Annotated in this window: 26 protein-coding genes; 13 read left to right on the top strand and 13 right to left on the bottom strand. The window is 62.3% G+C overall.

All coding sequences use genetic code 11. The features are described from left to right. The first annotated feature begins 114 nt into the window (after positions 1-114). The 4 genes from EHF33_RS06085 (at position 115) to EHF33_RS06070 (ending at position 7,380) form a co-directional block, all read left to right on the top strand. The gene (locus EHF33_RS06085) at positions 115-1,584 is read left to right on the top strand and encodes a hypothetical protein (RefSeq protein WP_124868839.1); all 1,470 of its coding nucleotides are present in this window, start codon (positions 115-117) and stop codon (positions 1,582-1,584) included. A gap of 237 nt (positions 1,585-1,821) precedes the next feature. Next, positions 1,822-3,879: a methionine--tRNA ligase gene (gene metG / locus EHF33_RS06080; RefSeq protein WP_124868835.1), complete on the top strand. Its 2,058-nt coding sequence runs from the start codon at positions 1,822-1,824 to the stop codon at positions 3,877-3,879. Positions 3,880-4,123: 244 nt separating this feature from the next. Further along, positions 4,124-5,293, top strand: coding sequence for an MFS transporter (locus EHF33_RS06075; RefSeq protein WP_124868832.1), 1,170 nt, complete (start codon positions 4,124-4,126; stop codon positions 5,291-5,293). A 410-nt stretch (positions 5,294-5,703) separates the two neighbouring features. Further along, positions 5,704-7,380: an adenine deaminase gene (locus tag EHF33_RS06070; RefSeq protein WP_124868829.1), complete on the top strand. Its 1,677-nt coding sequence runs from the start codon at positions 5,704-5,706 to the stop codon at positions 7,378-7,380. 119 nt (positions 7,381-7,499) lie between these two features. Here the strand turns inward: EHF33_RS06070 and EHF33_RS06065 are convergent, their stop codons facing one another. The 3 genes from EHF33_RS06065 to EHF33_RS06055 all read right to left on the bottom strand — a co-directional run bounded on the left by EHF33_RS06065 (position 7,500) and on the right by EHF33_RS06055 (position 10,414). After that, positions 7,500-8,447 carry an aldo/keto reductase gene (locus EHF33_RS06065; protein WP_124868826.1) on the bottom strand — a complete coding sequence of 316 codons (948 nt, stop codon included), beginning with the start codon at positions 8,445-8,447 and terminating at the stop codon, positions 7,500-7,502. A 62-nt stretch (positions 8,448-8,509) separates the two neighbouring features. Next, positions 8,510-9,649, bottom strand: a complete 1,140-nt coding sequence (locus EHF33_RS06060; RefSeq protein ID WP_241191286.1) for a hypothetical protein — start codon at positions 9,647-9,649, stop codon at positions 8,510-8,512. A gap of 9 nt (positions 9,650-9,658) precedes the next feature. Next, complete coding sequence (locus EHF33_RS06055; protein WP_124872892.1) at positions 9,659-10,414, bottom strand: metallophosphoesterase family protein; 756 nt, start codon at positions 10,412-10,414, stop codon at positions 9,659-9,661. A 101-nt stretch (positions 10,415-10,515) separates the two neighbouring features. On the opposite strand from EHF33_RS06055, the gene dcd reads away from it, so the two are divergent. Further along, the gene (dcd, locus tag EHF33_RS06050; protein ID WP_124868823.1) at positions 10,516-11,076 is read left to right on the top strand and encodes a dCTP deaminase; all 561 of its coding nucleotides are present in this window, start codon (positions 10,516-10,518) and stop codon (positions 11,074-11,076) included. 90 nt (positions 11,077-11,166) lie between these two features. Continuing rightward, entirely contained in the window at positions 11,167-11,388 is a 222-nt protein-coding gene (locus EHF33_RS06045; RefSeq protein WP_124868819.1) for a hypothetical protein, read from the top strand. Between the two features lie 66 nt (positions 11,389-11,454). Here the strand turns inward: EHF33_RS06045 and EHF33_RS06040 are convergent, their stop codons facing one another. Together EHF33_RS06040 and EHF33_RS06035 are read right to left on the bottom strand one after the other, a co-directional pair. Further along, a complete protein-coding gene (locus tag EHF33_RS06040) occupies positions 11,455-11,793 on the bottom strand; it encodes a YraN family protein (protein WP_124868816.1) in 339 nt (112 codons plus the stop codon). A gap of 448 nt (positions 11,794-12,241) precedes the next feature. Continuing rightward, entirely contained in the window at positions 12,242-12,748 is a 507-nt protein-coding gene (locus EHF33_RS06035) for a GNAT family N-acetyltransferase (protein WP_164473422.1), read from the bottom strand. Between the two features lie 33 nt (positions 12,749-12,781). Here EHF33_RS06035 and mgsA point away from each other — a divergent pair, with 33 nt between their 5' ends. Further along, entirely contained in the window at positions 12,782-13,219 is a 438-nt protein-coding gene (gene mgsA, locus EHF33_RS06030; RefSeq protein WP_124868811.1) for a methylglyoxal synthase, read from the top strand. A 67-nt stretch (positions 13,220-13,286) separates the two neighbouring features. Then, complete coding sequence (locus tag EHF33_RS06025) at positions 13,287-13,757, top strand: hypothetical protein (RefSeq protein ID WP_124868808.1); 471 nt, start codon at positions 13,287-13,289, stop codon at positions 13,755-13,757. An 8-nt stretch (positions 13,758-13,765) separates the two neighbouring features. Here EHF33_RS06025 and EHF33_RS06020 read toward each other — a convergent pair whose 3' ends face one another. The 5 genes from EHF33_RS06020 to EHF33_RS21060 form a co-directional block, all read right to left on the bottom strand. Then, positions 13,766-14,488: an ABC transporter ATP-binding protein gene (locus tag EHF33_RS06020; protein ID WP_124868805.1), complete on the bottom strand. Its 723-nt coding sequence runs from the start codon at positions 14,486-14,488 to the stop codon at positions 13,766-13,768. Further along, positions 14,485-15,324 (bottom strand): ABC transporter ATP-binding protein, encoded by an 840-nt coding sequence (locus EHF33_RS06015; RefSeq protein WP_124868802.1) that lies wholly within the window; start codon positions 15,322-15,324, stop codon positions 14,485-14,487. Before EHF33_RS06015 ends, EHF33_RS06020 begins: the two co-directional genes overlap by 4 nt. Beyond that, the gene (locus EHF33_RS06010) at positions 15,311-16,312 is read right to left on the bottom strand and encodes a branched-chain amino acid ABC transporter permease (RefSeq protein ID WP_124868798.1); all 1,002 of its coding nucleotides are present in this window, start codon (positions 16,310-16,312) and stop codon (positions 15,311-15,313) included. Before EHF33_RS06010 ends, EHF33_RS06015 begins: the two co-directional genes overlap by 14 nt. Then, positions 16,309-17,175, bottom strand: a complete 867-nt coding sequence (locus tag EHF33_RS06005; protein ID WP_124872890.1) for a branched-chain amino acid ABC transporter permease — start codon at positions 17,173-17,175, stop codon at positions 16,309-16,311. Before EHF33_RS06005 ends, EHF33_RS06010 begins: the two co-directional genes overlap by 4 nt. A 269-nt stretch (positions 17,176-17,444) precedes the next feature. Next, positions 17,445-17,618, bottom strand: coding sequence for a hypothetical protein (locus EHF33_RS21060; RefSeq protein WP_164473421.1), 174 nt, complete (start codon positions 17,616-17,618; stop codon positions 17,445-17,447). Positions 17,619-17,657: 39 nt separating this feature from the next. Between EHF33_RS21060 and EHF33_RS06000 the strand changes: the two genes are divergently transcribed. Beyond that, positions 17,658-18,278 carry a helix-turn-helix domain-containing protein gene (locus tag EHF33_RS06000; RefSeq protein ID WP_124868794.1) on the top strand — a complete coding sequence of 207 codons (621 nt, stop codon included), beginning with the start codon at positions 17,658-17,660 and terminating at the stop codon, positions 18,276-18,278. Here EHF33_RS06000 and EHF33_RS05995 read toward each other — a convergent pair. Further along, positions 18,233-19,474, bottom strand: coding sequence for an MFS transporter (locus EHF33_RS05995; protein WP_124868791.1), 1,242 nt, complete (start codon positions 19,472-19,474; stop codon positions 18,233-18,235). The two genes, EHF33_RS06000 and EHF33_RS05995, sit on opposite strands and share 46 nt — an antisense overlap. Positions 19,475-19,606: 132 nt before the next feature. Between EHF33_RS05995 and EHF33_RS05990 the strand changes: the two genes are divergently transcribed. The 3 genes from EHF33_RS05990 to EHF33_RS05980 all read left to right on the top strand — a co-directional run bounded on the left by EHF33_RS05990 (position 19,607) and on the right by EHF33_RS05980 (position 22,518). After that, positions 19,607-20,275 carry a hypothetical protein gene (locus EHF33_RS05990; protein WP_124868788.1) on the top strand — a complete coding sequence of 223 codons (669 nt, stop codon included), beginning with the start codon at positions 19,607-19,609 and terminating at the stop codon, positions 20,273-20,275. 15 nt (positions 20,276-20,290) lie between these two features. Next, on the top strand, positions 20,291-20,956 hold the full coding sequence (locus tag EHF33_RS05985) for an HAD family hydrolase (protein WP_124868784.1): 666 nt from the start codon (positions 20,291-20,293) through the stop codon (positions 20,954-20,956). Positions 20,957-21,393: 437 nt separating this feature from the next. Continuing rightward, complete coding sequence (locus EHF33_RS05980) at positions 21,394-22,518, top strand: 3-deoxy-7-phosphoheptulonate synthase (protein WP_124868781.1); 1,125 nt, start codon at positions 21,394-21,396, stop codon at positions 22,516-22,518. A gap of 75 nt (positions 22,519-22,593) precedes the next feature. Here EHF33_RS05980 and EHF33_RS05975 read toward each other — a convergent pair whose 3' ends face one another. Beyond that, positions 22,594-22,908 (bottom strand): YciI family protein, encoded by a 315-nt coding sequence (locus tag EHF33_RS05975; RefSeq protein ID WP_124868779.1) that lies wholly within the window; start codon positions 22,906-22,908, stop codon positions 22,594-22,596. Between the two features lie 65 nt (positions 22,909-22,973). Here EHF33_RS05975 and EHF33_RS05970 point away from each other — a divergent pair, with 65 nt between their 5' ends. Next, on the top strand, positions 22,974-24,779 hold the full coding sequence (locus EHF33_RS05970; RefSeq protein ID WP_124868777.1) for a M3 family oligoendopeptidase: 1,806 nt from the start codon (positions 22,974-22,976) through the stop codon (positions 24,777-24,779). On the opposite strand, the gene dxs is transcribed toward EHF33_RS05970, so the two are convergent. After that, positions 24,776-26,674 carry a 1-deoxy-D-xylulose-5-phosphate synthase gene (dxs, locus tag EHF33_RS05965; protein WP_124868775.1) on the bottom strand — a complete coding sequence of 633 codons (1,899 nt, stop codon included), beginning with the start codon at positions 26,672-26,674 and terminating at the stop codon, positions 24,776-24,778. The two genes, EHF33_RS05970 and dxs, sit on opposite strands and share 4 nt — an antisense overlap. Positions 26,675-26,720: the final 46 nt, after the last annotated feature.

Here is a 26,720-nt window from a genome sequence, read left to right as displayed (position 1 = left end):
TCATCTAAGTAAATTACACATCTTGAGTGTATTACTCATAAGCTGTCGTCTACAATTGGAGGCAGATCTACAAAATCAGCACCAATAAGTCGGTAGAGCGGGTCAGGAGAATGTATGGTTCAAGTGGCGTTGGATTCGTTCTGGTCGTTGTTTTCCGGTTGGCACAGTCTGTTTTGGCTGGTGCTGCTGGTGGCCCTTTTCGGGGCGCTGACGCTGCTGACCTTGCGGCTGCGTGACCGCCCGAGTTATCTGTTGTCCACCACTTGGCTGCGCGAGGTGGGTACGCCGGTGGGGGCGTGGGCCGCCGCACTGCTGCTATTGGCGTTCACTTTCGCGGCGCTGGACGTGCTAGGCAGCTTGGTAGTCAGCCGCGTCAGTGTGGGCCAAAATGCACGGGCTGGCAATGGCGCAGACCTTGACGCCGCGCCCACCACCCAAGACTCTCCCACCATTACTTACCTGACCCAGAGCACCTACACCCGCACGCTGATCGTGCCGCCGAGCCTGCTCAAACGGGTCGGCGAGCAGGGCGTGGGCGCACTCGCGCCTTACCTGACCGACCCGACCAGCGAGAACGTCATCAAGTTGGTGGACAAGTTTCGCCGCAGCGGGCAGGACGTGATTTTTACCCGTCAGGCTACACTCACCACCGAGTCACCGATCAAGCTCGACACCTCGCGGGTCAAGGTCAATCTGGATTTCGTGACGCCAGCACGGGGAGCCAAGCGCACCTATTACGACGCCACTTTCGCCGCCGAATACGCTTTTACCAACCCGCTCGACCGCCCCGTGTTCGCCCGCTTTCAGTTTCCCTTGCCCAACGGCAGCGGCACACTCTCAGGCTTCAAGGTGCTGGTGGACGGCAAAGAGCTGACCGCCGCCGATTTGAGTAACGGCAGCCGCTGGCAAGCCCAGATTCAGCCGAAGCAGACGGTCAAGGTGCAAGTCACCTACGCCCACCAAGGCGCACGCGGCTGGAGTTATCTGCTGGCCAGCCGCCGCGAGCCGATCAAGGATTTCGAGCTGAGCGTCAAGACCAATGAGGCCGCCAAGTTTGCCCGCTACAGCTTGCCGCCCACCCAAACCGCCCGCAGCCTCGGCGGCAGCACTTTGACTTGGAATCTCAAGGATGTGATCACCGCTCAGGACGTGTCGATGACCTTCAGCAGCGCCAGTTTGCGCGAAACCCTGAGCAAGCTCTACAGCTTCGCGCCGCTGGCTTTGCTGTTGGCCGTACTCTTCGGAGCGCTATGGGCGTGGCTGCGCGGACTGCGAACCACTCCGGCGCAGGTGGCGCTCGCTTCGCTGGCGGTGCTGGTCGGCCTGACCTTCGGCGGCGTGCTGATGAGCTACCTGCCGATGGTCTGGGCGGGACTGCTCGGCAGCGTGGTGGCAACTGTGCTGGCCCTGCGGGCGATTGGGACTGCCTTCTGGCCCCCGGTGCTGATCGCCACCGCTCTGCCGCTGGCCTTTTTATTGGTGGGCAACGCCGGACTGGTAATTATTTTGGCCGGTGTACTGGCGCTGGGCGCTCTGATCTGGGGCCGGACGGGCCGCTTGGCGCTCGCTAAGCCAATCCGCTGATTTGCTGCCTGCTTCGTTGCGCTAAATTGGGAGCATGATCCGCCGCCGCGACGTACAACTGATGCGAATGCCCCCGCGCTAGCTGCCGAAGGGGCAATGCGAGCGGGGCTTTTTCCGAGAAGGTTGGAAAAGGCCCCGCTTTTTATTTTCGTCTACAAGCTATTCTGTTGAAGTTGCGCCCCGACTGTGTATTCAAGACTGTACCCTCAAGTCGGCGGCGATTAAGGAGCCTTTCCCATGTCCGACACCCCTAAAGACCCCAGCGCCAAACAGCCCTTCTACATCACCACCGCTATTGACTACGCCAACGGAGCGCCGCACATCGGCCACGTCTACGAAAAAATCCTGACCGACGCGATTGCCCGCTATCACCGCCTCGCCGGCTACGACGTGTATTTTGTGACCGGCACTGATGAACACGGCGAAAAGATCAGCAAAGCCGCTGCCAAAGCCGGACGCACCCCGCAGAGCTTTGTGGACGACCTCGCTCAGCGGGCTTTCAAGGGCCTATGGGATCGGCTCAATATCAGCTACGACGACTTTATCCGCACCACCGAGTCTCGGCACAAGAAGTATGTGCAGGGCGTCTTGCAGCGCGTCTATGAAGCGGGTGACATCTACTTTGCCGAATACGAGGGCCTGTACTCGGTGGGAGCCGAGCGCTACGTGACCGACAAGGAACTGGTGCCGGGAGCAGACGGCGTCAAGCGTTTTCCCGGCGACAAAGACCCACCGGAACTGCGCCGCGAGGCCAATTACTTTTTCAACATGGAGAAGTATCAGGCGTGGCTGCTCGACCATATCCAGACCCACCCCGAGTTCATTCAGCCGGTGGGTTACCGCAATGAAGTCATTGAGATGCTGCGCGAACCGATTGGGCCGCTCAGCATCTCCAGGCCCAAGAGCCGGGTGCCGTGGGGCATCGAGCTGCCCTGGGACGCCGATCACGTCACTTACGTCTGGTTTGACGCGCTGCTCAACTACCTCTCCGCGCCGAGCAGCAAGGGCCATCCCGAATGGTTTGACTACGCCTGGCACGTGGTGGGCAAAGACATTCTCAAGCCGCACGCGATTTTCTGGCCCACCATGCTGAAGGCGGCGGGCGTGGCCCCTTACCAAAAATTAGTCGTTCACGCGCACATTCTGGCTGAGGACGGGCGCAAGATGGGCAAGTCGCTGGGCAATGCCATCGATCCGGTGGAACTGATCGAAACCTACGGGGTGGACGCGGTGCGCTACACCCTGCTGCGCGAGGCGACCCTCAGCGCCGACAGCCCTTACGGCGCGGGCATTTTGATCAACCGCCAGAACGCCGACCTCGCCAACGACTTGGGGAATTTGCTCTCGCGCACCGTCAGCATGATTCAAAAGTACCGGGACGGCATTTTGCCGGCGTCTGGGCCGCTGGGCGTGCGCGAGGAAGGCATCCGGGCGGCGGCACTGGCTTTGCCTGACCGGATTATGGTGCTGGTGCGCGATCTCAAGGTGAATATGGCGCTGGAAGCGGCGATGGAATTCGTGCGCGATCTCAACCGCTACATTGCCGAGAGTGCGCCGTGGGCGCTGGCCAAAAATCCTGACGACGCGGCCAAACTCGACACTGTGCTGTACACCGCCGCCGAGGGATTGCGGGTGGCGAGCGTGGCCCTAGAAGCCGCCATTCCCAGTAAATCCCGCGCTCTGCGGGAGCAACTCGGCCTCGGCGGGCAAAGCTACCCTCTGACGCCCGCCTGGGGGTTGATCGCCGGAGGAACGCGGGTGTTGGGCGGGCCGGTGTTGTTTCCGAAGCCGGAACAGCTCAAAGAAGGTGGAGCCGACGCTGCGCCCGCCGCCCAACCTCAGCCGACCCAAGAGAAGAAAGGCAAAACCATGACTGTACAAGCTCCTGCCCAAGAAACGCCCGCCAAACCCGCCGAGGCTGCGCCCGCGCCCGAACCCCAGACCGAAACCGACCACCTGATCAGTATTGACGACTTCGCCAAAATCGATCTGCGTATCGTGGAAGTCATTGCCGCCGAAGCGGTGGCCAAGGCAGACAAGCTGCTCAAACTGACGGTCAAGATGGGCCATGCCGATGGAACCTCGGAGGAGCGCACGGTGGTGAGCGGCATTCGCCAGTGGTTTGCGCCGGAAGACTTGGTGGGCCGCAAAGTGGTGCTGGTCGCCAATCTGAAGCCCGCTAAGCTGCGCGGCATTCAGTCGCAGGGCATGATCTTGGCCGCCGAGGACGCCGAGGGCAATTTGGATTTGCTGGGCACGGGGCTGGACTTGCCGAGCGGCACGCGGGTGCGCTGAACCGTGCCCAATCTGGGTTGGCCGGAAATTATTCTGCTCATCGTTGTCGTCGTGCCCACGCTGATTCTCTTCGGCTTGGTGGTGCGCGTGTTGTGGCGGCTGGGCAGCAAAAAATAGTGGTGTGACTGGCCGTCCGGCGAACACGCCGCTAATACATTTGGCTTACTGCCGCCCAACCCTGAGCGTGTTAGCTTAAAGCTGAAAGTTCTTAGACTTGAAAGCAGCGAACACGGGTGAGGTCAGCATGAGTACGGGAACGGTGACGGTACGCACTTTTCAAGGTGGCGCGGCGATTGCGACGGCAGTGACGCTGGGCCACCTCATCAACGACGCTTACGGAGCCATTCTTACCCCGCTGGGGCCGGAATTGCAGACCAAATTTGGGGTGAGCATCGCGGCGATCACGCTGCTTTCCAGCATTTTTTCGCTGACCAGCAGCGTGTTGCAGCCGCTCCTGGGGGTCATCGGCGAGCGGCTCGGCAGCCGCGCGATGGCCGCTTTCGGGCCAGTCTTTACCGGACTGGGCCTGACCCTGATCGGCTTCATGCCCTGGTTCGGGATGTTGGTGCTGCTGGTGGCCGTCGCGGGTTTGGGCAGCGGCTTTTTTCATCCGGCGGGCGCGGCTTATGTGGCGCGTTCCAGTCCCCAGGCCAAGCGGGGTTTGTGGGCCAGCTTGTTTAGCGCGGGCGGCACGGCGGGCATGGCGCTGGGCCCAGTGTTTGCCAGCGTGGGCCTGGCGAACCTGCACTGGTTCGGTTTGATCGGGCTGGTGATTGGCGCTGTCAGTTACGCCATTACGCCGGACTATCGTCCGACCGCCAAGCGGCTGACCGTCAAAGCCTACCTCGGCATTTTCAAAGGCCCGATGGTGACGCTGTGGGGCATGGCGGTGCTGCGGAGCTTTGCCAGCATCGGTTACAACGCCATGTTGCCGTTTATTTTGGTGGCACGCGGCTACGGCCTGCGCGAAGTGGCCATCACACTGGCGATTTTTGCGGTGGCCTCAGCGGTGGGCGGCATCGTGGGTGGGCGTATTTCCGACCAGATCGGGCGGGTGCCGGTGCTCAAGTCCGCGATTTTGGCAACTTTGCCGCTGTTCGCCATCCTGATTTACTCCAACCCCGGCCAGTGGTGGTTTTACCCCCTGACCTTTTTGGTGGGCGCTGCGGTCAATTCCAGCGTTCCAGTGGGCATCGTCACCGCGCAGGAATACGCGCCGGAGCACGTGGCCGTAGCCAGCAGCATCATGATGGGCTTTTCGTGGGGCGTGGCGGGCCTGCTGATCTTTTTGGTGGGGTTCTTAGCCGACGCCACCACGCCGACGACCGCCGCGCTGGTCTCCATACTGCTGCTGCTGCCCAGCGTTTACTTGGCCTATAAACTGCCGGAGCCGCCCAAGCAGAGTTTTGCTTGACGGCGGCTGAGTAGGGCGCTTAACTTAGTTTTTCTGTAAGTAAGACTTGAAAAAGTTTTGGACGCTGTAATGGAAAAGTAATGCTGGGATGCCGCTTCAACTCACTCCATCCCAACCTTTCCCTTCGCTGTGACCTGTATCAGTCAAGGGGGAGGGACAAAAAACCTGACCCGAATACCGCTTTCCCACTCGCCCATTATGGGCAGGTCTTGTGCACAGCGCCCATGACTTAACCGCCCGACAGTCTGGAGAGTTGGCGCACGCGGCCTGTCAGAACGCTGGAAGCTCCATGCCGAGCGCAGCGACTAGCTCCCTCGCCCCATTGGGGCGGGGGCTGGGGGGTGGGGAAAAAGCCAAGAGCGAAAGCCTCCAAGCCTCCTCATCTCCACTCAACTGCATTACAGTGGGCCATGCCCGACCCCAGCCTGAGCCCAAGCCCTGAAACCACTCTGCGTCAGCGCCTCGTGCGCGTCGCGCTGCGCCAAGAACCCGCCGACTTGGTGATCCGGAACGCCCAGATCGTTAGTGTGACAACCCGCGAACTGCTCAGCGGCGACGTGGCGATTGCGGGCGGTTACGTCGCCGCCATCGGCCCCGATTATCAGGCTCCAGAACTTGTGGACGCGGGTGGAAAATACCTCGCGCCGGGCTTGATTGACGGCCACATTCACATCGAATCGAGCATGTTGACACCTGCCAGCTTTGCCCGCGCCGTGCGGCCACGCGGCACCACCGGAGTCGTGGCTGAGCCGCACGAAATTGTCAATGTGCTGGGTGAAGTGGGCCTGCGCTGGATACTGGAAGCGGGCGAGAAAAGTGGGCTGAGGGTGTGGGGCTCGCAGCCCTCGTGCGTGCCTGCCAGTTCATTTGAAGAGGGCGGCACTCAGCTTGGGGCCGCCGACATCGCACGCGGCTTAGCAGTGCCGGGCGTGCTGGGCCTCGCCGAGATGATGAATTATCCGGGCGTCCTGAGCGCTGCCCCCGAAGTGTGGGCCACCTTGCAAGCGGCGCGGGGTGGGCGTATCGACGGCCACGCGGCGGGCCTGTCGGGTGACGCCCTGCAAGCCTATGCGGCGGCGGGCATTCACTCCGACCACGAAGCGACCACTGAGGCCGAGGCACGCGAGCGGGTACGGGCCGGGCTGTGGTTGATGGTGCGCGAAGGCTCCGCCGCCCGCAATTTGGAGGCTCTGATTCCCGTGCTGCGCAGCCAACCCCGCCGCGCCCTGCTGGTCAGCGACGACATCAGCGCTGACTGGCTCCTTGAAAAGGGCCACTTGGACAATCAGCTGCGCCGCTTGGTCGCCTCCGGCATCGATCCCCTCTATGCGCTGAGCTTGGCGACTTGCAACGCCGCCGAGTACTGGAACTTGATGGATGTCGGCGTGGTGGCGGCAGGCTTCCGCGCTGATCTGGTGCTGTTTGAGGATCTCCAAGATTTCAAGGTGGCCGAGTGCTGGCTGGGCGGGCAGCCGCTCGCCAGTTTGGACGCGCCCGTGACTACCCCCGCGTTGCTGGGCGGCGGCGTTGACGCGGCGGGGCTGGCTGAGGCCGATCTCAGCGTGCCTGCCCACTGGCCCGTGATTGGCGTGCGGCCTGACCAAATTGAAACATACATCGCGCCTGTTGGCAGCGGCGACACCAAGTTAGTGGTGGCCGACCGCTACGGGCGCGGTTTGGTGAGCGCCGCCCTAACCAGCGGCATCGGGCTTCAGCGGGGCGCGGTGGCCCTCAGCGTGCTGCACGACGCGCACCATCTGGTCATCGCCGGAGCTTTGGGGCCAGGTGGCGACGCTGATATCAGAGCGGCAGGGCTGGAAGTTCAGCGGCTCGGCGGCGGTGTGGTGGTCGTGGACGGCGGGCAAGTGGTGGTGAGCTTGCCGCTGCCTTACGGCGGCCTGATGAGCGACTGGCCGCCCGCCGAAGTCGCCGCCCGTGTTCGCGCCATCCAATTGGCGTTGCACCAGCGCGGCTGCCCGCTCCCCGAAGCCCTGACCACCCTCAGCTTTCTGGGCCTCAGCGTCATTCCCGATCTCAAGCTGACGCCGCGCGGCTTGCTGGACGTGCGGGCGTGGAAGCTGGTGTAGTGTTAGAGGGCACTTAGAGGGATGGACGGCTGAGTATACTTTTTGCTCAGCCGTCCATCCCTCCAAACCCTTCACTACTATTGGTCGGTCGGAAGGAAGCTTCTTTTTTGACCAATCCCCTAAGCTGCCGCGACTTCCCCTGCGGTGATTCGGTCAATCTCGCTCAAATCTTCGGCGCTCAGTTGCCAATCTGCCGCCGCCACGTTCTGCTCGATCTGCTCCGGGCGGGTGGCTCCGGCGATGACGCTACTGACCACCGGCTGAGCGGCCAGCCAACTGAAGGCCAATTCCAGCAGCGTGTGGTCTCTGGCGGTGGCAAAGGCCTGTAGCGCCTGCACCTTGGCCCAGTTTTCCGGCGTCATGTAGCGGTCTTGTGCCCCTTTTGAGGACGCAAAGCGCGTCCCGGCAGGCAAGATACCCGGCTGATATTTGCCGGTCAACAGGCCACTGGCCAGCGGAAAATACGGCAGCAGGCCCATCTCCAAATCCGTCAGCGCTGGAATCAGGTCGTGCTCAATGCCGCGCACCAGCAAGCTGTATTCGTCCTGAGCGCAGATGAACGCCGTCTGCTGCTTTGCCTTGGCGATTTGGGCGGCTTCGTATACCTGCGCCGCCGGAAGATTGGAGCAACCCACCGCTCGCACCTTGCCTTCCTTGACGAGTTCGTCGAGCGTGCCGAGGGTGTCGGCCAGCGGCGTGAGCGGGTCGGGGGTGTGAAGCTGGTACAAATCCAAGTAATCGGTGCCGAGGCGCTTGAGGCTGGCGTCCAGCGCTCTGCGGATGTAAGCGGGATCGGCTCCCTTGCCGTCTGCTCCCATATCGTGCCCAAATTTGCTGGCCAATATAATGGCCCCGCGCTCTTTGCCCAGCGCCTTGCCCAGCATTTCTTCCGAGCCGCCCTGATTGCCGTACACGTCGGCGGTGTCAAACAAAGTGATGCCCTGTGAGAGTGCTGCACTGACCACCGCGTTGGTCGCATTTTGATCGAGTCGCCCGCCGAAGTTGTTGCAGCCGAGGCCGACGGAAGAGACTTTCGGGCCGCCGATACCGAGTTGACGTTGTTCCATGCCCTATGGTCGTGCGCGGTGATGCGCTGAGTGTGAGCAGGTTCTAAACCGCTGGGGAGAGTTCAGCGGGGGTAGAGGTCGCTGAAATACCTTCCTTTCTCCTCGGCGAGTGGGCGCAGTTGGCCGTAGCCCAGCGTGACCGTTTCGGCACAGGCGGCGGCGACATGCGGCAAAAAGGTAGGCACCACACTCAGACCTTTAGGCGTCAGCCAAGCCGCGAACTGGGGATCACTGCTGGACGGCTCGGCGGACGACTGAATGAGGCTGGAGCACTCGGGATCGCCGCCGTCGCTGGGGTAGGCCGCCAAATACAGCGCCAGTTGCTTGGCCCCACTCAGCCCCGGCCACAGCGCCGTTACCTTGACGCTTTGCCCGCTGACGCGGCTGAGGATCACGCCCTCATCGAAATTGTCGGGGTGTGCGCCGCCGCAGTAGTAGGCAGCGCTCTCGTGGAGGCTGACCAGCTTGGGCGTCAGGCGGGTCACTTGCGCTTCCAGCGTGAAGCCGTCGCCCTTGCCTGCGCTGTCCCCGAGTTGGGCTTGGCACTCCAAAGCGCTCTGGGCCGCCGCCAGTTGCCGGTCTTGCAGCGCTCCGGCCAGCGCCGCCGAAGCGCCTGCCACACGCGGATAAACGATGCCGGTCAGCGGTTCCTCGACGCTGCCTTCTGCATCTGCCCGTTTGGGCCAAGCCGTGTTGAGCTTAAGGAAATCCAGCGGCTGCTCGGCCCGCAGTTTCCTGACTTGCGCGGTATCGAGGAGCTTGAGCGGCACAGCGGCCAGCTTCAGCGGCTTGAGACTGACCGCGAGGCGCTTACCCGCCGGACTTTTCCACGTTCCCGTCAGCGAGTCGCCAACACGGGTCAGCGCCAAGCAGCCGCTGGTTTGCAGCCCCTTTTCCGGCCCGCTCCAGACTTCCTCGGCCAGAATCAGGGCTTTGCCTCTGCGGCTGCCGTGCAGCGTCAGATCAATTTGACGCGATTGATAAAAATACGCGCCCACTTCGTCGTTGTTCTCAGCGGGCCGCTTGAGTTGCAACGTGATCGGCTGGCCGCCGAGCGTTCCTTGATAGACCCCCGCCGCGAACCAACTCGGCAAGCCCGCTTTCCCGCCGCATGGAGAAGCGGGCGCAGCGGACTGTGCAAGTCCAGCGCTGGTGAACGCGGCGGCGCAGAGCGCACCAATCAACACCGTTTTCTTGGGCATCTGCTTAGTTTACGGCCCGCCTGCCGTCAGTGCCGCTTCGCCGCGAACGGTCATCTCGCCGCTTTCCAGCAGCGCCGCTTGGCCCTTACCGAAAGGGCTGTGCTCAGCGGCCCAGTGCGTCGCCGCCGCGATAGCGTAAGGGACAGCGCGGAAGTCGGCTGTCCAGCGCCCGCTTCGCCGCTCCAGCAGTGTCCAGCGGGCGCGGGGATCGCCGTCGACCTGATCGGAAACCGAGCCGGCATTGACCACCAGCGTGTCGCCCACCCGCGTGCTGCCCGCCCGGTGGGTGTGGCCGCAAACCACCACGCCCGCCGAGAGCGGTTCCAGCATCCGGCGAAGTTCGCGGGGATCACGGCTGCGGTAAAAGCCGCCCTGGCTCGTAGATTCCCAGACCCACAGCAAGCTGTCCCAGGCTGAAGTCGGCGTGCCGTGACAGGCCAGCACGTCTTCGACCCGCGCTGTCAGCGGCAGGGCAGCGAGGCGGGCGAGCGCTTCAGGGCTCAGTTGCTGCTCCAGCCAAGCGCCGTATTTTTGGCTGAGCGGGTTGCGCCGTCCGTTCGGCCACAGCTTTTCTTCGTTGTTGCCGCGCACTTCCACTGCGCCGAGCTTGACCTGCAACTGATACGCCAAAGCAGGATTGGCCGCCCCCTCGACTTGATCACCGAGGTTGCACACGACGTCGGGGGCGGCGTCTCGCAGGTCGTCAAGTACGGCCCCAAGAGCAAAAGCGTTGCCGTGAACATCGCTGATGACGGCCACGCGCAGGGGAGAGGACGGACGGGAAAATGGAGCCGGCACGCCCCCCAGCTTAACCCAGACAGCGAGAGGCGGGGCCGCCCGCTTCCCTGCCCGCTAGACTGCCGGACATGAGTATTCTTCCCGATTGGCGGATCCGTGAGCTGGCGCAAAAAGGCATGATCGAACCGTTTGAAGACCGCTTGGTGCGAACCACCGAAAACCAGCACGTCATCAGCTACGGCCTGAGCAGTTTCGGCTACGACCTGCGCTGCGCCGACGAGTGGAAAATTTTCACCAATGTCAACAGCGCCATCGTCGATCCCAAACACTTTGACGAGCGCAGCTTTGTTGACGTTCGGGCCAAGGAGATTATCATTCCGCCCAACTCTTTTGCCCTGGCTCGGAGTTTGGAATATCTGCAAATTCCCGACAATGTCATGGTGGTGGCGCTAGGAAAATCGACGTATGCACGTTGCGGACTCGTCGCAAATGTAACGCCTTTAGAACCCGGCTGGGAAGGCCATGTCACCTTGGAGTTTTCCAACACCACGCCTTTGCCGGCCAAGATGTACGCCTTTGAAGGCTGTGTCCAGCTCCTTTTCTTTGAAGGCGAGCGCCCTGAAGTGACTTACCGCGACAGAGCGGGCAAGTATCAGGGGCAGCGTGGCGTGACCTTGCCCAAATTGTGAAACAGCGCGGACTTATAGAAACTTTAATTTCTGAAGGGGTCTTATGGGTGGTGTCAGCCCACTCCGCGCTCAGTCCCTCAAACTGCTGCTATGCCTGACAAAGACGATAAGAACAAGGGCCACACCAGTTTGCCCGATCAGTACGACCGCAACGAAAAAGAAGTCCACGAAATTGCGGACGGTCACAAGCCTTCGTTCAAGTCGGCCAATGACCGTGAAGCTGAAGCGCCGCGCAACAACGAGCACGAGGGCGTCAAAAAGCAAAAAGATCTCGAAGAAGCCCGCAGCGTTCCCTCCAGCAAGCAGGGCTAAGCACCAAATCTCAACTTCGGTGTGCGTCCCCGTTCTCATCGAGCGGGGGCGTTTTTTGTGGTCTCTTTACTCAACCGGCGTGATGCTCAGCGCTCCGCTCGCCGCCTCGCCTTCGATGCTGATGACTTGCAGCAAGCACGGCAAATCGTCGCGCCCGTGCTCTCGAATCAGGTAACTTAGTGCTGAACGCTGCATCAGTTCTAATTTGCGCGGCGTGACGCTCTCGAGGGCACTGCCATACTTGGCGCTGCGGCGCTGGCGCACTTCGCTGAACACGAACACCCCGCCGTGCATCGTCACCAGATCGATCTCGCCGCCCCGCATGCGGTAATTGCGGGCCAGCAAGGTGTGGCCGAGGGCCAAGAGTTCACTCAGGGCGCGGTCTTCGGCGTCGGCTCCTTTCATGGCCCTGAGTATGACAAACCGGGGCAGGGCAAAACTCTCGCCGCGAAGCAGGGGCGTCGATTAGGAAAGTGAAGGCTTGGCGTCAAGGCGACTTGGGCGGCCCAAACGGTCAGAATGGCCCGCCCAAGCCGCGCCTGCCTCTGCTCACTGCACCATCAGTTGCACTGGCCCACGACAGATCAATGATTCGTCTGCTGCCGCGCTGATCTCGGATCACGGCAAACTTGGCATCCTTGGGAGCCTGCGCCGTGAGAAGATTCACCCGAACGCTTGAGGCGGCGGGGTCAGCTTTCTGTTTTTGGTCTTGCCGATTAGGCGGCGTCCGCTTGACTGTGTTGATGAGCTGGCCCTCCTTGCTTCACTGCTGGAGGTGGGAGCGCGAAGGCCCAGCGCAGGCGGCGCTCAGGTTTGGCAGAGAGCAGGGGCGCTGACCTTCACAAGTTGGCCTTTACAATCTCAGTTGCAAATGCAGCTCAGTGAGCGCCGCTTCACCCTGACGTAGGGCATTTGCCTGCACGCCCCAAAGTTCAAAGCCCAGCTTCTCGTAAAGTCGGCGGGCGGCCACTTGCGTTTCGGTGACGCTCAGGCCCAGAACTTCCAGTCCCTTTTGCTGCCGTGCTTGATCAATCAAGCTCTGTATCAACTCGGCGGCCACGCCTTGTCCCCGCGCTTCTGGAGCTACATACACGCTCACCACATCGGCACGGTGACGCTGCTTGCGGCGCTCCAGCCGTATCAGGGTCGCCATTCCAATGAGTTCAGTCTTCAAAAAAGCGCCCAGTGTAAAGGCCTGCTCGGTCGCCCCGAGGCGGGCGGCAATCTCGTCTGGTGAGCGCTGGGCATACTCCTCAGCGCTGGTGAGATACGCGGCGGGGTCTTCGGTGAGGGCACGCAGGCGCAACGCGCGGTAAGGGGCGGCGTCTCCAACTTGGAGCAAGCGGATGATGGGCGGCATAGGTTGAGTTTGGCATACCTCTAGACTGCTGCTATGGCCTCTCCCGAATCTCAACCCGACGTTGCCGCCCGCAGTGGCAAGCACCAAATCGCCCTGATCGCCCACGACAAAAAAAAGCTGGAACTGGCGCTGTTCGCTCTGGCCCACCGCGAGCTGCTTTCCCAATTTCATTTGGTCGCCACCGGCACCACCGGCAGCATTTTGCAAAAGCAAACCGGCCTCAACGTCGAGCGGGTGCTGTCGGGGCCGCTGGGCGGCGATCAGCAGATCGGAGCGCGGATTGCCTTAGAGCAGGTGCGGGCGGTGTTTTTCTTCCGTGATCCACTGACCGCCCAGCCGCATGAACCGGATGTCAGCGCTCTGGTGCGGCTGTGCGACGTTCACGACATTCCGCTGGCCACTAATCCTGCCAGCGCCGAGGCTCTGGTGCTGTGGCTGCAAAAAGAGGAGGCCGCCGCGACGCGCGTCTAGAAAAGCCCACTTATACCTCTATAAAGAATGTGAGGATGGATGCTAAGTTTTGCTCTAAGCTGCCGCTGTGAACGCTCTCAAATCGCTACTGATTGGTCTCTCTTTCGCCGCCCTCTCCAGCGCCGCCGCCCAGACTGCGCCGCAGACGTATTTTGGCCTTTACACGCAGGCCAGTTCCGTCGGCGGCGCGGATGTGGGATTGGGCGTTCAAGGTACTTACGACACTGACCGTTACGCCCTGCGGTTGGGAGTCAATGTGCAGAGCATCTTGGGCTACACGCTCGGCTTCGGCGGCGATCTGAGCGTGTCGTATCCGGTTTACGGCGACCTTCGATCACCTGTTCGCGCCGCTGTTGGTGCGGGCCTGGATCTCAGCTCCCACAACGGCGGCGCGTTTGTTTTTGTGCGGCCCTATCTGTCGGCCAGTGCCGAGGCCAGGATTGCCCGTTTCAGCACCGTGTTTGTGGAGGGCAGCTTGGGGTACACCCTCGGCAACTCCATCTCACCCGGCGTCAAATTGGGCCTGAACTTCCGCTAAGTGAAGTCTCAAACTCCCAGATAAGCGCTGCGCACGCGGTCGTCGTTCATCAGCATGTCGCGCGAGCCTTCCAAGGTGACTTGGCCGCTTTCCATCACGTAACCCCGGTGGGCAATCGCCAGAGCGGCGTAGGCGTTTTGCTCGGCCAGCAGCACACTGACGCCGCTCTCATTGACCCGCTCGATGGCTCCGAAGACCTGCTCGACCACCAGCGGCGCGAGGCCCAGACTCGGCTCATCCAGCAGCAGCAAGCTGGGGCGGGCCATCAGCGCTCTGCCCACCGCCACCATCTGCTGCTGCCCACCCGATAAGCTGCCTGCTGCGTCAGGGGCTTTTTTGATCAGGTCTGGGAACAACTCATAGACCCGTTTGAGCTGTTTTTCGTTGCCGCTGGCGTCCTTGCGGTGAGGAAACGCGCCCAGCCGCAGGTTTTTCTCCACGCTCAGCGCCGGAAAGAGCAGCCTGCCTTCCGGACACAGGGCCACGCCCAGCGCCACGCACTGTTCTGGCCTGCCGCCCGTGAGACTCGCGCCGTAAGTGGCCGTGCCACTGGCCGGACGCTGCAAACCCGCCAGCGTGCGGAAGAGGGTGCTTTTGCCCGCGCCGTTTGCGCCCAGCAGCACCACGATCTCGCCGGGAGCCACGTTCATGCTGACGTGTTGCAGGGCCGCGTACGCGCCGTAGCGGACTTCTAGGTTTTGAATGTCTAAGGGGGGGCGGGAAGCGGTCATGCGGCTCCGTTTTGATTGTTATTTGGTGGGTTGTTGGTGGGTGGGTTGCCCGCTTGGGCCTGCTGGCCGTGTTGCCCGCCGCTGCCGTGCGTGCCGAGGTAAGCGGTAATCACCGCCGGGTTCTGGCTGACCTGTGCGGGCGTGCCCTCGGCGATGAGTTGCCCGTGATGCAGCACCATGATGTGATCGGCCAGCCCCATCACGAGGCTCATTTTGTGTTCGATCAGCGCCACCGTCAGTCCGCCTGTCACCAGCTCGCGGATCAGGCGCATCAGTTTGGCGGTTTCTTCGGGGTTCAGGCCCCCGGCGGGTTCATCGAGCAGCAAGATGCTGGGATTGGTCGCCAGAGCGCTGGCAATCGAGACCCGTTTTTGTTCTTCTTGAGACAGCGAACCGGCGATCAGGTGGGCTTTGTGATCTAGACCCACCCGCGTCAGGGCGTAGTGGGCGGCCTTGATGCTCACACTTTCGTCGTGCTGCTCACGGCCTGACCTCAACAGCGCGTCCCACAGTCCGGCGCGGGTGCGGACGCGGTGGCCCAGCACGGCATTTTCCAGTGCCGAGAGGTTTTTGTAGAGGGTGGTGGTCTGAAAAGTGCGTGCCACGCCGCGCCCGACGACTTCGTGGGTAGGCCGCCCGCTGATCGGCTGGTCGTCCAGCGTCACCACGCCCGAGGTCGGTTTGTAAAAGCCTGAGAGCATGTTGAAAAAAGTCGTCTTGCCCGCGCCGTTGGGGCCGATGATGGCGGTGATCTTACCGGGAGCCAGCGAGCCGCTGACATTGTCCACCGCTTGATTGCCGCCGAAGCGAATTCCTAAATTCTTAAACGCCAGCATCGGTCGCCTCCTGCTGTGAGCGGTCTGCGGGGGGCGGGGGTTTCTGGCGGGCGAACATCGTTTTGCTCCACAGGCCCGCGATGCCGCCGGGGGCGAACATCACCATCAAAATCAGCAGCGGCCCGAAGACGATGAACTGATAATCGCCAAAGTTTTTGAGTTGCTCGCCCAAAAAGAACATCAGCGCCGTGCCGATGAGTGGCCCCGCCAGCGTGCCGACGCCGCCGACCAGCAAGTACAGCAGCACCACGAAAGTCTGTGCCACGCCGGTAATCGCTGCGCCCATAAAGCCGATATACACCGCGTAAAAGCCGCCCGCCAGTCCGGCGATTGCGGTGGAGAGCATCATCACCCGCAGTTGGTGGCTGAACACGTTGATGCCCAGCGTGCGGGCCAAGTCCTCACTGCCCTGAATGGCGATCAAGGAGCGGCCGAACATCGACGACCTGACCCGCGCCACCAGAAAGATCACCAATCCCAAAGTAATCAGGCCCAAGTAAAAGAAAGCCGCGCCGCGTCCAAAATCGATACTGCCGAGTTTGGGAGCCTGAATGCCGTTGAGGCCGTCGTTGCCGCCGGTCAGCGCGTCCCATTTGTTGATGACCTGGGTGATGATGACGCCCACCCCCAGCGTGAAGATTGGAAAGGTTTCGCGCCCGGTGCGGAAGGCCACCAAGCCCAGCAGCAAACCCAGCACCGCGCAGAGCGCGACCCCGGCGGGCCAGGCCAGCCAGAAACTCCAGCCCGCCTTAAGCGTCAAAATGCCCACTGTGTACGCGCCTATGCCAAAAAATCCGGCGTGGGCGAGTTGCAAGATGCCCGCGTAGCCCAGCATCACGTTGAGGCCGTAAGCGGCAATCGTCCAGATCATGATGTTGACGGCAACGTCCAGAATGTAGCGGTTGCTGGTGAACACGGGAATCAGGGCCGCCAGCGCGAACACGATCAGCCAGGGCAGGGCCGACTTGAAAGTAATTTGCGGGGTCATGCGCCGCTCCGAAACAGGCCCTGCGGCCTGAACGCCAGCACCAAGACCAGCAGGGCAAAGCCCACGATGTCGGCAAAATCAGCGCCGACGATCACGCCGCCGAAGACCTCAGCCAGCGCCAGCAAAAATGCGCCGACCACTGCGCCCGGCACGCTGCCCATTCCGCCGAGGATGATGATGGCAAAGACTTTGAGGTTCATCACCTCGCCCATTGAAGGCGAGATCAGCGCGGTGGGCGCGTAGAGCGTGGAGGCGACGGCGGCCAGCAAACCCGAAATGCCGAAGGTCAGCATCGCCACGCCGTTGACGTTGATGCCCATGAGGCGTGCGCCCTCGCGGTTTTGGGCCATCGCCTCGATGGTGGTGCCGACCAGGGTGCGCTTGAGGAAAAAGTAGAGCAGGCCCATGATGACCACCGACGCTCCGATAATCAGCAGCCGCTGGGCGGTGATGGTCACGCCGCCGAAACTCACGATGCCGCTCAGGGGTGAGGGCAACTGCAAAAAGTCAGAGCCGAACACGAACGGCAGCCGGATGACGGCCTCGATAAAAAACAGCACCCCGACTGCCGCGATCATGGTGTGAACGTGCGAGGCGTGGCGCAGCGGATGAAACACCACCCGCTCCAGCACGGCTGAGAGCAGCCCCAGCACCACTCCGCTGAGGCCCAGCGCCAGAAAATACGGCAGCCCCAGACTGGTCAGCGCGGCGTAGCTGATATACGCGCCGAGCATGTAAAGCGCCCCGTGAGAGAAGTTGGGAATTTTCATGACGCCGTAAACCAGTGTCAGACCCAGCGCTACCAAGCTGTAGACGCCACCGAGGGCCAGCGCATTGAGCAGTTGCTGAAAAAAGAGAGTGATGGTCATGGGCCTCCGGGGATGAACCGTGAATGAAGTGGTGAATGAAAAGCCGAGGGCCGCTTGGTTGGGGAGCGGATCGGAGCAGTTGCTTTGTGGAGTACGCGGCCATGTTGTCAAAGTGTTGGCAGGCTGTCAATCAAAATTTGCATTCGGGCGGCTTCATGGATTTTTTCTTGCACAATAAGCACTTTATTTCGTCTGGGAGCGCAAAAAAAGAAGGCAAGCCGCGACTCGCCTTTGCCTGTGCTGGGTTTTGTTTTGGTGGGGTCTTAGCCGTCTTCGTTGTCCGGCTCATGGCGCTTGCGGGCTTCGGGATCGTCTAAGCCGCGCAGCCGGGCGCTCATTTCGGTGGGTGATTCGTTGGCACTTTTTTCGGGGCCAGTGTCCACGCCGCTGATCAGGATTTCGCCTTCCCTCTGCCGGGGTTCATCTGGCTGTGTCATGCCTTACTGTACGCCTTGAGGCGGGTTAGGATGCCCTGAATGGAGAAAGTCTTCAGGGCCACCACCTCCGCGCAGGCCAGGTTGCTGCTCTCGCTGAGGGCCGCCTCGGTGCTTGGGGCGCTGCTAGGCGAATCAGAGGGCCAGACCGCCGCCGAAATTGCCTGCAAGATTGAGCAGCCCCTATCCGGCGTTCACCGAATACTGGGGCAACTGCTGGCCGCCGAATTGATCACGGTGATGGGCACCCGTCCCCGCGCTGGGCGGCCCTGCAAGCTCTACGCGGCGCGGGCCGCTGGCTACGAAGTGCCGTTTGCGCTCTCTGACGCGGCCACCCTACACGAGATGATGGGGGCGCACTACCGGCCCTTTTTTGAAGCGTTCCTTCACCACCAGGCGCGGCTCCTGACCCAGCAGAGGCGCGACATGTTGCGGCTGGGGATGCGAGATGGACAACTGAACTACAGTTTCGTGGAGCCGGACTTTGACCGGTTCAGGAGCGAGATTTACGGTCTGTTCGCGGCCATGAGCCTCAGCGCCGAACAAGCCGACACGCTGCAAGCCGAGTTGCGCTCACTCGGTGAGAAGTACAGCCGCCACGACGCGCAGGGAAAGCCTTACTTGCTGGGGCTGCTGTTTTCGCCGGGCACACTGGAAAGCTGAGGGCGGCTCAGCGCCCAGTGCCACACCGCCGCCGCCAGCAGCGTCACCGTGCCGGAAGCGGACAACATCGTCCAGAACGGAACATGGTCGGCCCCCGGAGCGAGCAGCAGCAGCGACAGCGGCATTCCCGCCGTGCCGATCATGTTGAGCAGGCTGCCGACCCGCCCGAAGTAAGCCGAATCAACCCAGCTCATAAACAGCAAGCTGATGGCGCTGTTGTTGACGGCCAGCACCGCGCCCAGCCCCAAAGCCACCGTGTACATCTGCGTGGGCGTGCGGGTGAAGGCCAGGAGCAGCAGGAGAACGGCCACCCCGCCCAGCGCCGCCGCGCTGATCCGTCTGGGTTTGAACCGATCGCCCAGCGCCACCACCGCCAGACTGCCCAGCACCTCGCCGCCCACCACCATCCCGAAAAACAGGCCGTAACCCGCTGCGCCCGCACCGAGCGTCAGCATTCGGGGAGCCACCATCATTTCCATCGGGGCCAGCATCGCGTTGATAAAAAACCCCAGCAGTGGCAACAAGGTCAGCACTAGGCTGCTCCGCACGTAATGCAGCCCGCCTATAAACTCGTCCCAGAAGGTGCCGGGTGTGGTGGGTAAGCGGGCCGGAAACGCAACGAGCAGCAGCAGGCCCGCCATGACCATGAAGCTCACCCCATCAGCGATCAATGTCGCCGCGCTGCCAAACGCGCCCACCAGCACGCCGCCGCCAACCAGGCCCAGTAAGCTCATGCTCTGTGAAGTGCCCTGCATCAGGCCGGTGGCGCGGGGTAAATCGGCTTTGGCCACCAATCTGGGCAACACGCCCATGCCTGCCGGAGCGTAAAATGCGCCCACCAGGCCCGTCAGCAAAGCCAGCACGTGCAGAACTTCCACGCTGATTTGCCCGCGTAAGGCCAGCCCGCCCGCTGTGAGCTGAAACGCGCCGCGCAGCAAATTGCCTGTTATCAGCGGCAACTTGAGCGGCAGCCGGTCAATCAGTGTGCCCATCAGCGGCGAGAGCAGGCCCGGCAGCAAGGACAGCGCCAGATTGATTCCGAGCGCTCCCGCCGAGCCGCTGAGTTTGAGCACGAGCAGGGCCAGCGCGACGCTGGACAATGAGCTGCCCACTGCACTCTGGGCCGAGCCGAGCCACCACAGCCAGAAACTGGTGTTGCGCTTCAGGGGCTGCTGGGCTGGATGAGGGGCGGTCATGAACGCAGTCTGCAAGGCGGTCTACTTGCCACGAAAGGGGTTTACACGAGTAGCCAAAGTGTGAAGAGGGTCACATGCTTTCCCCCAAAGTCTTGTGATACACCCCCCCAACAAGCTAGGCTAAGCCCATTCATGCGCCGCTCACTTTGGATTTTGCCTCTTCTCTGCGCCGGAGCGCTGAGCGCCTGCGGCACGTCAAGCGGTGTCAGCGGCACTCCCCAGAATGTGGCGGCGCAAATTGGCGGCTTCTGGGGGCAGGTCGCTCCTCTCAAAGCGGCGGTGCAGGCCGAGTTGTCGGGCCAAGCCAGTGCCAGCCAGTCCAGCACACTCAGCGCGGGCAGTCTGGCTCAACTCAGCGCACTGAAAGCCAAATTGGGCGATAAAGTGCGGAAAGTGCAGGTGGCCGAGTCGGCGCAGCTCGTCACGCCCGACCAAGTCCAGAATGTCACGGCCGATTTGCGCGGCGTGCTGGTGCTGAGTTTGCCTGCCGACACCTCCACCGGCTCGACGTGGGCCGCCACCCTGACGCTGGATGTCAAGGCGGGCAGCGTCCTGGCCAGCGTCGTGAATACCGATCTGGGTCAGCCGTATCACCCCGCCAGCCAAAGTTACGCGGCCCAGTCGGGCGCTGCGCCGCTGCTGCGGTTTGTGGCCGGAACGCTGGGAGTCTATCCGCCGCGTATTTCGCTCGGCACGCTCAGCGGCGCAGTGACGGCCTCGGCGATGCCTGCTTTGGCCGCCAGCGACACGGCGACGGTGGCTGAATACTCGCCTACGGGCCTGCTGCTGAGCGTCAAGTAAGCCCTAGACTAGGGTATGTCCCTTTTCCCGCTGACCCCTTCCGGCGTGCTGTTCGACATGGACGGCGTGCTGATGAGCAACAACGCTTTTCACCGCAAAGCTTGGCAGGAAGTCGCTCTCACACACCTGAATCTGAGCTTGACCGAGCACGACCTCGACACCAAAGTGGACGGCGGGCGCAACCCCGAAATCATGCATCGCCTGACTGGACGCGTTCCGACGCCAAGTGAAGCCCTGACCTTTCACAACGTCAAAGAAGAGCGTTACCGCGCTCTGGCACGCGGCGCACTGCGCGAAGTCGCGGGCCTGAGCGCTTATCTGGACGCCCTGACAGAGCGCCAGATTCCTTATGTTCTGGTGACCAGCGCCGATAAAGTCAATGTGGAGTTTGGGCTGGAAGCTTTGGGGCTGACTGAGCGCTTTCCACTCAGAATCATGGGCGAGGACGTGACGCGGGGCAAGCCGCATCCTGAGCCGTTTGAACGCGGCGCGGCGCTGCTGGGTCTGAGCGCCGACGCCTGCCTCGCCCACGAAGACGCGGTCAATGGCGTGCTGAGCGCGACGGGTGCGGGCTGCACGGTGGTGGCCCTCAGCACCAGCCAGACGGAGGCGGCGTTGCTCTCGGCAGGAGCGGCGCGGGTGGTGCCCGACTTCACCGACTGGGCAAGCTGGCTGGTCTAAGCACGCCAACATTTATCTGTAGAGAAATTGAGCGGAGCGGGCAGGCCCCATACGGGCGCCGCTTTGCCCAAGACAGCGGGCAGGCCCGGTAGGTGCGGCTAAGCGTCATCATCGGCGCTGCTCTGATCAAGAAGCCGCTTCGCCCAAGACATGAAATCCCGAGACGGTAATCTCGCCGTACATAGCAACTGGGTTCGGCAAGGGCGCTAAAAGTAGTCTAGCCCACCCCGCATTTGCCGCCGCGAAGCGGGCGTACAGTAGCGCTATGTCCAGCAGCGGCACTTCCTTTTTCAATGGATTCGGCTTTTTTTATTGGTTCGGAGTTTTCCGGGCTTAAGTCGCGTTGTCGCCGCGCCCCGCCCGGAAATTCGTACCGGACGGGGTTTTTTCGTTGAGAAGCCCTTAAATTAGCACCCGAAGAAGTCCCGAGGAGAGCCATGTCAGATTCAGCAAATACAACCGCTTCAACCGCCGCGCAGCCTATCGCCAACACCCACGTCACCCGCTTTGAGCCGCTCACCTCGCCGCGTGATCTCAAGGCCGAGCAGCCGCTGAGCGCCGCCGCCGAGGCGACCGTCACTGCGTCCCGCGCCAGCGTGGAGCGCATTGTCAACAAGCAAGACCCCCGCTTGCTGCTGATCGTAGGGCCATGCAGCATTCACGACGAAGCGCAGGCGCTGGATTATGCTGGCCGCCTCGCTGCACTCCGCACCCAGTACGCCGACCGCTTGGAAATCGTGATGCGCGTCTACATGGACAAGCCGCGCACCACCGTCGGCTGGCGCGGCTACCTCAACGACCCGCATATGGACGGCAAAAACGACTTCAACCTGGGTCTCAGCAAAACCCGCCGCTTGATGCTCAAGATCAATGAACTCGGCATGCCGGTGGGCACCGAACTGCTCGATCCGTTCGTGCCGCAGTACATCGACGATCAGCTCAGCTGGGCCGCCATCGGCGCACGCACCACCGAGTCGCAGACGCACCGGGCGATGGTCAGCGGAATCTCGACGCCAGTCGGCTTCAAAAACGGCACGGGCGGCAATATCAAGCTGGCGGTGGACGCCATTGTCAGTGCAGGCAAACCGCATACTTTTCTGGGCATTACCGACGAAGGGCAAGCGGCAGTCGTTTCGACCAAAGGCAACCCCGACGGCCACGTGATTTTGCGCGGCGGGCGGTTTGGCCCCAACTACGCCGCCGAGCACGTGCAGGAAACGCTGGGCCTGCTGACTGACGCCGGGGTCACGGCGGGCATCGTGGTGGACTGCTCGCACCACAACAGCAGTTACCAATTTGAAAAGCAGCTCGGCGCTTGGAATGACGTGATTGCTCAGCGGGTGGCGGGCAACGACGCGCTGGTCGGCCTGATGCTGGAAAGCAACTTGATCGAGGGCAAGCAGAGCATTCCCGCCGATCCTGCCGACCTCAAGTACGGCGTGTCGGTGACGGACGCCTGTGTGGGCTGGCAAACCACCGAGGAGCTGCTCAAGTGGGCCTACGACCAGATGGGCGCGGTGATGGGCCAAGCTGCACCAGATCAGGAAGCCGTCAAGAGCTGAGGATTGGAAATGAAAACGAAAGCGGCCCGCCGAGTTACGAGACTTGAGCGGGCCGCTTTTCTGTCTAGAATACTTTTACTCCACCAACGGCACGCCCTCCAACTCCAAGCTTTTACCGCGCTTGACCGGCGTAAAAGCCGTGTAGCTGTATTCCGAGCAGCCTTCCAGCACGAACGGGTCATCTTTAAACAGAGCTTCGAGTTCGGCTTGAGTTTCAGCTTTGGCCAGCAGCACGCCGCCCGCGCCGCTGGGCATCCGGCCGGAGACTAAAAAAGTGCCGGAGCGGTAATGCTGGTCGAGCCAGGTGCGGTGGCGCGGCGTGATTTCAGCAATCAGCTCGGCGGGCTTGAGGTAGCGGCTGGTAATCACGAACAGGGTCGGGGCGCTCATGCCCCTGAGTTTAGCACCCGCTTATTTCCGGTCTCGTGTTCTCTGCTCAGCGCTAGACTGCCCGCATGACCACCCCCCAAATGCCCGATTCACTGCCGCGCTGGCGCACCGATGACCTCTTTGCTTCCGCCGACGATCCCAAGTTGCTCTCGGCGTTCGGGGCGCTGCGTGAAGCACTGACCCGGCTCGGCCAGCACTTTGAGGCGCTGGGGGTGCGGGCTGCGGGCATTGTTACGCCCGACGCTTATGATCAGGCCACTGCCCTCCTCAACGACCTGCTGCGCCAAGCACGCCCGCCCAGCGCGTTTTTGCAGGCGCTGGTCACCACCGACAGCCACAACGACGCGGCGCAGGCCCGCCAGAGTGAGCTGAGTACCCTGCTGCTGCCGCTGCAAAATTTATCGACCCGCTACAAGGCTTGGCTGGGCGGCGCGAATCTGGAAACGCTGCTGGCCGACTCGGAAACCGCCCGCCAGCACGCTTACTCTCTTCAACGGGCGGTGGAAGAAGCCCGTTACTTGCTGCCCGAAGGCGAGGAGGAACTCGCCAGCGCCCTGCACCCGGCCAGTGGCGGCGCGTGGAACAAGCTGCACGGCAACCTGACCAGCCAGATGCAGGTGCCGTTTGGCGGCCAAACTTTGCCGATGACCGCCATTCGCAACCTCGCCAGCGACGCTGATGAGCAGGTCAGGCGAAAGGCTTATGACGCTGAGCTGGCCGCTTGGAAAGCCGCAGAAGTGCCGCTGGCTGCCGCCATGAACGGCGTGAAAGGTGAGGCGAGCGTGCTCAACTTGCGGCGGGGCCACGCCAGTGCCCTCGACGCCAGCTTGCTGATTCACGGCATCGACCGCGCCACGCTCGACGCCATGACCGCCGCCATCAAGGAAAGCCTGCCTGATTTTCAGGCTTACTTTTTGTCCAAAGCGCGGCGTTTGGGTCACCAAAAACTGGACTGGCACAACTTGCTCGCGCCGCAGGGCGAAGCAGGGCGCGAGTGGAGCTACGCGGCGGGCGCGGCCTTCATAGAAAAGCAGTTTCGCAGCTACTCCGACAAGCTGGGTGATTTTGCCGCCCGCGCCTTCAATGAAAACTGGCTGGATGCTGGCCCGCGTGACGGCAAGCGCGGCGGGGCTTTTTGCATGACCTGGAAGCCGGAGGTCGGTGAAAGCCGGGTGCTGCTCAACTACGGCGGCACCCTCGATGCGGTGTCTACTGTGGCCCACGAACTCGGCCACGCTTACCACAACTTCTGCTTGATGCACCGCACTCCGGTGCAGAGCCGCACGCCGATGACCTTGGCCGAAACCGCCAGCATTTTCTGCGAAACTATCATTCAGGAAGCGGCTCTGAGTGAGGCGGTGGGGCGTGAAGCGGGTGAACAGGCAGCGGACAACGCCGCCGAGCAACTTTACATTCTGGAAACGCAACTGATGGGACACGCGCAGGTGGTGGTGGATATTCACTCGCGCTTTTTGTTCGAGCAAGCGGTGTTTGCCCGCCGCGCCGAGCGTGATCTATCGTCTGCCGAGCTGTGCACTTTGATGGAGCAGGCCCAGCGCACCGCTTACGGAGAAGCGCTGGGACAGGCTCACCCCTACATGTGGGCGGTCAAGCCGCACTACTACAGTCTGGCCTTTTACAATTACCCCTACACCTTCGGCTTGCTGTTCAGCTTGGGCCTCTACGCCCGTTACCAAGCCGAACCAGAGACGTTCCGCGCCGCCTACGATGAGCTGCTGGCCTCCACCGGACTGAGCAGCCCACAGGAACTGGCGGGCCGCTTTGGGATGAACCTGCACGACGTGGGTTTTTGGCGCAGCAGCTTGGACGTGATTCGGCGGCAAATCGCGGTGTACTGCGCTCTCGATTAAACTTCCAGCGGCACGTCCACGCCCAATTCGGCCAGCACCGTGCGAATGGCCTGCGCGTCCATGCCCGACAGCGCGTGAACCCGCTCCACGCTGGCGTGTTCCTGAAACTCGTCGGGCACGCCCAGCACCCGCACCGGCACACTGAGATTCAGGCGGCTGAGTTCTTCGAGCACCGCCGAGCCGAAGCCGCCGACGACGCTGTTGTCTTCCACCGTCACGATGGCGCGGGCCGAAGCGGCCACTTCGCGCAGCATGGCGGTGTCGAGCGGCTTGACGAAGCGGGCGTTGATCAAGCCCACTTCCGGCAAGTCCTTGAGGGCGCTTTGGGCGTATTCCAGCGCTTTGCCCGCTGCCAGCACCACCACGCCGCCTACGTTACTGCCGCCTTGCAGCCGCTCCCAAGTGCCCCACGTCAAGTCGGGCCAGGTGCCTTCCGGCACGCGGGGAGTGTTGCCCCTCGGATAGCGGATAGCCACCGGGCCGCCGAGCCGCACCGCTTCTTTGAGCATCCCACGCAGCTCGTAGGCGTCTTTGGGCAGGCCGATTTTCATGCCCGGCACGCTGCGCAGAAACGACAGATCGAACACCCCATTGTGGGTGGCTCCGTCTGCGCCGACCACGCCCGCTCTATCGATGGCGAAGATGACCGGCACGTGCTCAATCGCCACGTCATGCACCACCTGATCGTAGGCCCGCTGGAGGAAGCTGGAATAGATCGCCACGATGGGCCGTAGGCCTTGCAGCCCCATGCCTGCCGCTGCCGTGACCGCCACTTCCTCGGCAATGCCGACGTCGAGGTAGCGTGTGGGGTGCGCTTTGCTGTACTCCACCAAGCCCGAGCCTTCGCGCATGGCGGGGGTAATCACGAAGATGCGGGGGTCCTGGGCGGCGAGTTCGCTGGCGGCGTCGCCAAAAGCGTTGCTCCACGAATAGGTCTGCTTGCCCGCCGCGAACACGTGCGTCACCGGATCGAACTTGGCCGGGCCGTGCCACTTGATCGGGTCGGCCTCGGCGGTGTCTAAGCCCTTGCCTTTTTTGGTCACGACATGCAGCAGGGTGGGGCCGTCCAGATCCAGCAGTTTTTCCATCAGCCAGGCCATCTCGATCACGTCGTGGCCGTCCACTGGCCCCACATAGCGCAGGCCCATCGCCGCGAACGGATTGATGCTGGCCGGATCGAAGAAGTGGCGGGTGCTGCTCTTGGCGCGGCTCATCAGCTCGGCCAGCGGCTTGCTGAAGGCGCTGACGGCCTTTTTACCGGCTCCCTCGCCTTCCTGAAACCACTTCTGGACTTGCAGGCCGCGCATGAAGCGGTTCATGGCCCCGACATTTTCCGAAATGCTCATCTCGTTGTCGTTGAGCACGATCAGCATGTTGGGCTGCTTGTCGCCGATGGTGTTGAGTGCCGCCAAGGCCATCCCGCCGGTCAGTGCGCCGTCCCCGATCACGGCGGCCACTTTGTAATCTTGTCCCAGCGCGTCACGGGCCATTGCCATGCCCAGCGCATTGGCCAGAGAAGTGCTGGCGTGGCCCACCGTGATGGCGTCGTGCGGCGACTCGGAAACGCGGGTAAAGCCCGATAAGCCGCCTTCTTTTTTGAGGGTGGTCATCAGGTGCCGCCGTCCGGTCAAGATTTTGTGGGCGTAGGCTTGGTGGCCCACATCAAAGAGAATCTTGTCGCTCGGCGAGTTGAGCACGTAATGCAGCGCCACAATGAGGTCGGTGGCTCCCAGTGAGGAAGCCAGGTGCAGCCCGCCCACGCTGCACACCCGCACGATTTCGTCCCTGAGTTCTGCTGTGAGCTCCGGCAACTGATCCATGTTGAGGTGCTTGAGATCGTCAGGCGAGTCGATCCGGTCGAGCAGCGGCGTGGTGCTGACCGGTTGAGCCGGCATGGACAGGGCCTTGACGGACTGAGCAGCCGTTTTCGGAGGAGGCCGG

Origin of the sequence: Deinococcus psychrotolerans (assembly GCF_003860465.1) — a bacterium.
Taxonomy (GTDB): Bacteria; Deinococcota; Deinococci; order Deinococcales; family Deinococcaceae; genus Deinococcus; species Deinococcus psychrotolerans.
This window is presented reverse-complemented; position numbering and strand designations above follow the sequence as displayed.

Coding starts and splice junctions, on each gene's coding strand:
- EHF33_RS06060 (WP_241191286.1), bottom strand. CDS start 9,649: ATGCCCAAGAAAACGGTGTTGATTGGTGCGCTCTGCGCCGCCGCGTTC.
- EHF33_RS05975 (WP_124868779.1), bottom strand. CDS start 22,908: ATGAGCGCCCCGACCCTGTTCGTGATTACCAGCCGCTACCTCAAGCCC.
- EHF33_RS06075 (WP_124868832.1), top strand. CDS start 4,124: ATGAGTACGGGAACGGTGACGGTACGCACTTTTCAAGGTGGCGCGGCG.
- EHF33_RS05990 (WP_124868788.1), top strand. CDS start 19,607: ATGCGCCGCTCACTTTGGATTTTGCCTCTTCTCTGCGCCGGAGCGCTG.
- dcd (WP_124868823.1), top strand. CDS start 10,516: ATGAGTATTCTTCCCGATTGGCGGATCCGTGAGCTGGCGCAAAAAGGC.
- mgsA (WP_124868811.1), top strand. CDS start 12,782: ATGGCCTCTCCCGAATCTCAACCCGACGTTGCCGCCCGCAGTGGCAAG.
- EHF33_RS06010 (WP_124868798.1), bottom strand. CDS start 16,312: ATGACCCCGCAAATTACTTTCAAGTCGGCCCTGCCCTGGCTGATCGTG.
- EHF33_RS06065 (WP_124868826.1), bottom strand. CDS start 8,447: ATGGAACAACGTCAACTCGGTATCGGCGGCCCGAAAGTCTCTTCCGTC.
- EHF33_RS05995 (WP_124868791.1), bottom strand. CDS start 19,474: ATGACCGCCCCTCATCCAGCCCAGCAGCCCCTGAAGCGCAACACCAGT.
- EHF33_RS06045 (WP_124868819.1), top strand. CDS start 11,167: ATGCCTGACAAAGACGATAAGAACAAGGGCCACACCAGTTTGCCCGAT.
- EHF33_RS06015 (WP_124868802.1), bottom strand. CDS start 15,324: ATGCTGGCGTTTAAGAATTTAGGAATTCGCTTCGGCGGCAATCAAGCG.
- EHF33_RS05970 (WP_124868777.1), top strand. CDS start 22,974: ATGACCACCCCCCAAATGCCCGATTCACTGCCGCGCTGGCGCACCGAT.
- EHF33_RS06070 (WP_124868829.1), top strand. CDS start 5,704: ATGCCCGACCCCAGCCTGAGCCCAAGCCCTGAAACCACTCTGCGTCAG.
- dxs (WP_124868775.1), bottom strand. CDS start 26,674: ATGCCGGCTCAACCGGTCAGCACCACGCCGCTGCTCGACCGGATCGAC.
- EHF33_RS21060 (WP_164473421.1), bottom strand. CDS start 17,618: ATGACACAGCCAGATGAACCCCGGCAGAGGGAAGGCGAAATCCTGATC.
- EHF33_RS06000 (WP_124868794.1), top strand. CDS start 17,658: ATGGAGAAAGTCTTCAGGGCCACCACCTCCGCGCAGGCCAGGTTGCTG.
- EHF33_RS06020 (WP_124868805.1), bottom strand. CDS start 14,488: ATGACCGCTTCCCGCCCCCCCTTAGACATTCAAAACCTAGAAGTCCGC.
- metG (WP_124868835.1), top strand. CDS start 1,822: ATGTCCGACACCCCTAAAGACCCCAGCGCCAAACAGCCCTTCTACATC.
- EHF33_RS05985 (WP_124868784.1), top strand. CDS start 20,291: ATGTCCCTTTTCCCGCTGACCCCTTCCGGCGTGCTGTTCGACATGGAC.
- EHF33_RS06040 (WP_124868816.1), bottom strand. CDS start 11,793: ATGAAAGGAGCCGACGCCGAAGACCGCGCCCTGAGTGAACTCTTGGCC.
- EHF33_RS06085 (WP_124868839.1), top strand. CDS start 115: ATGGTTCAAGTGGCGTTGGATTCGTTCTGGTCGTTGTTTTCCGGTTGG.
- EHF33_RS06035 (WP_164473422.1), bottom strand. CDS start 12,748: ATGCCGCCCATCATCCGCTTGCTCCAAGTTGGAGACGCCGCCCCTTAC.
- EHF33_RS05980 (WP_124868781.1), top strand. CDS start 21,394: ATGTCAGATTCAGCAAATACAACCGCTTCAACCGCCGCGCAGCCTATC.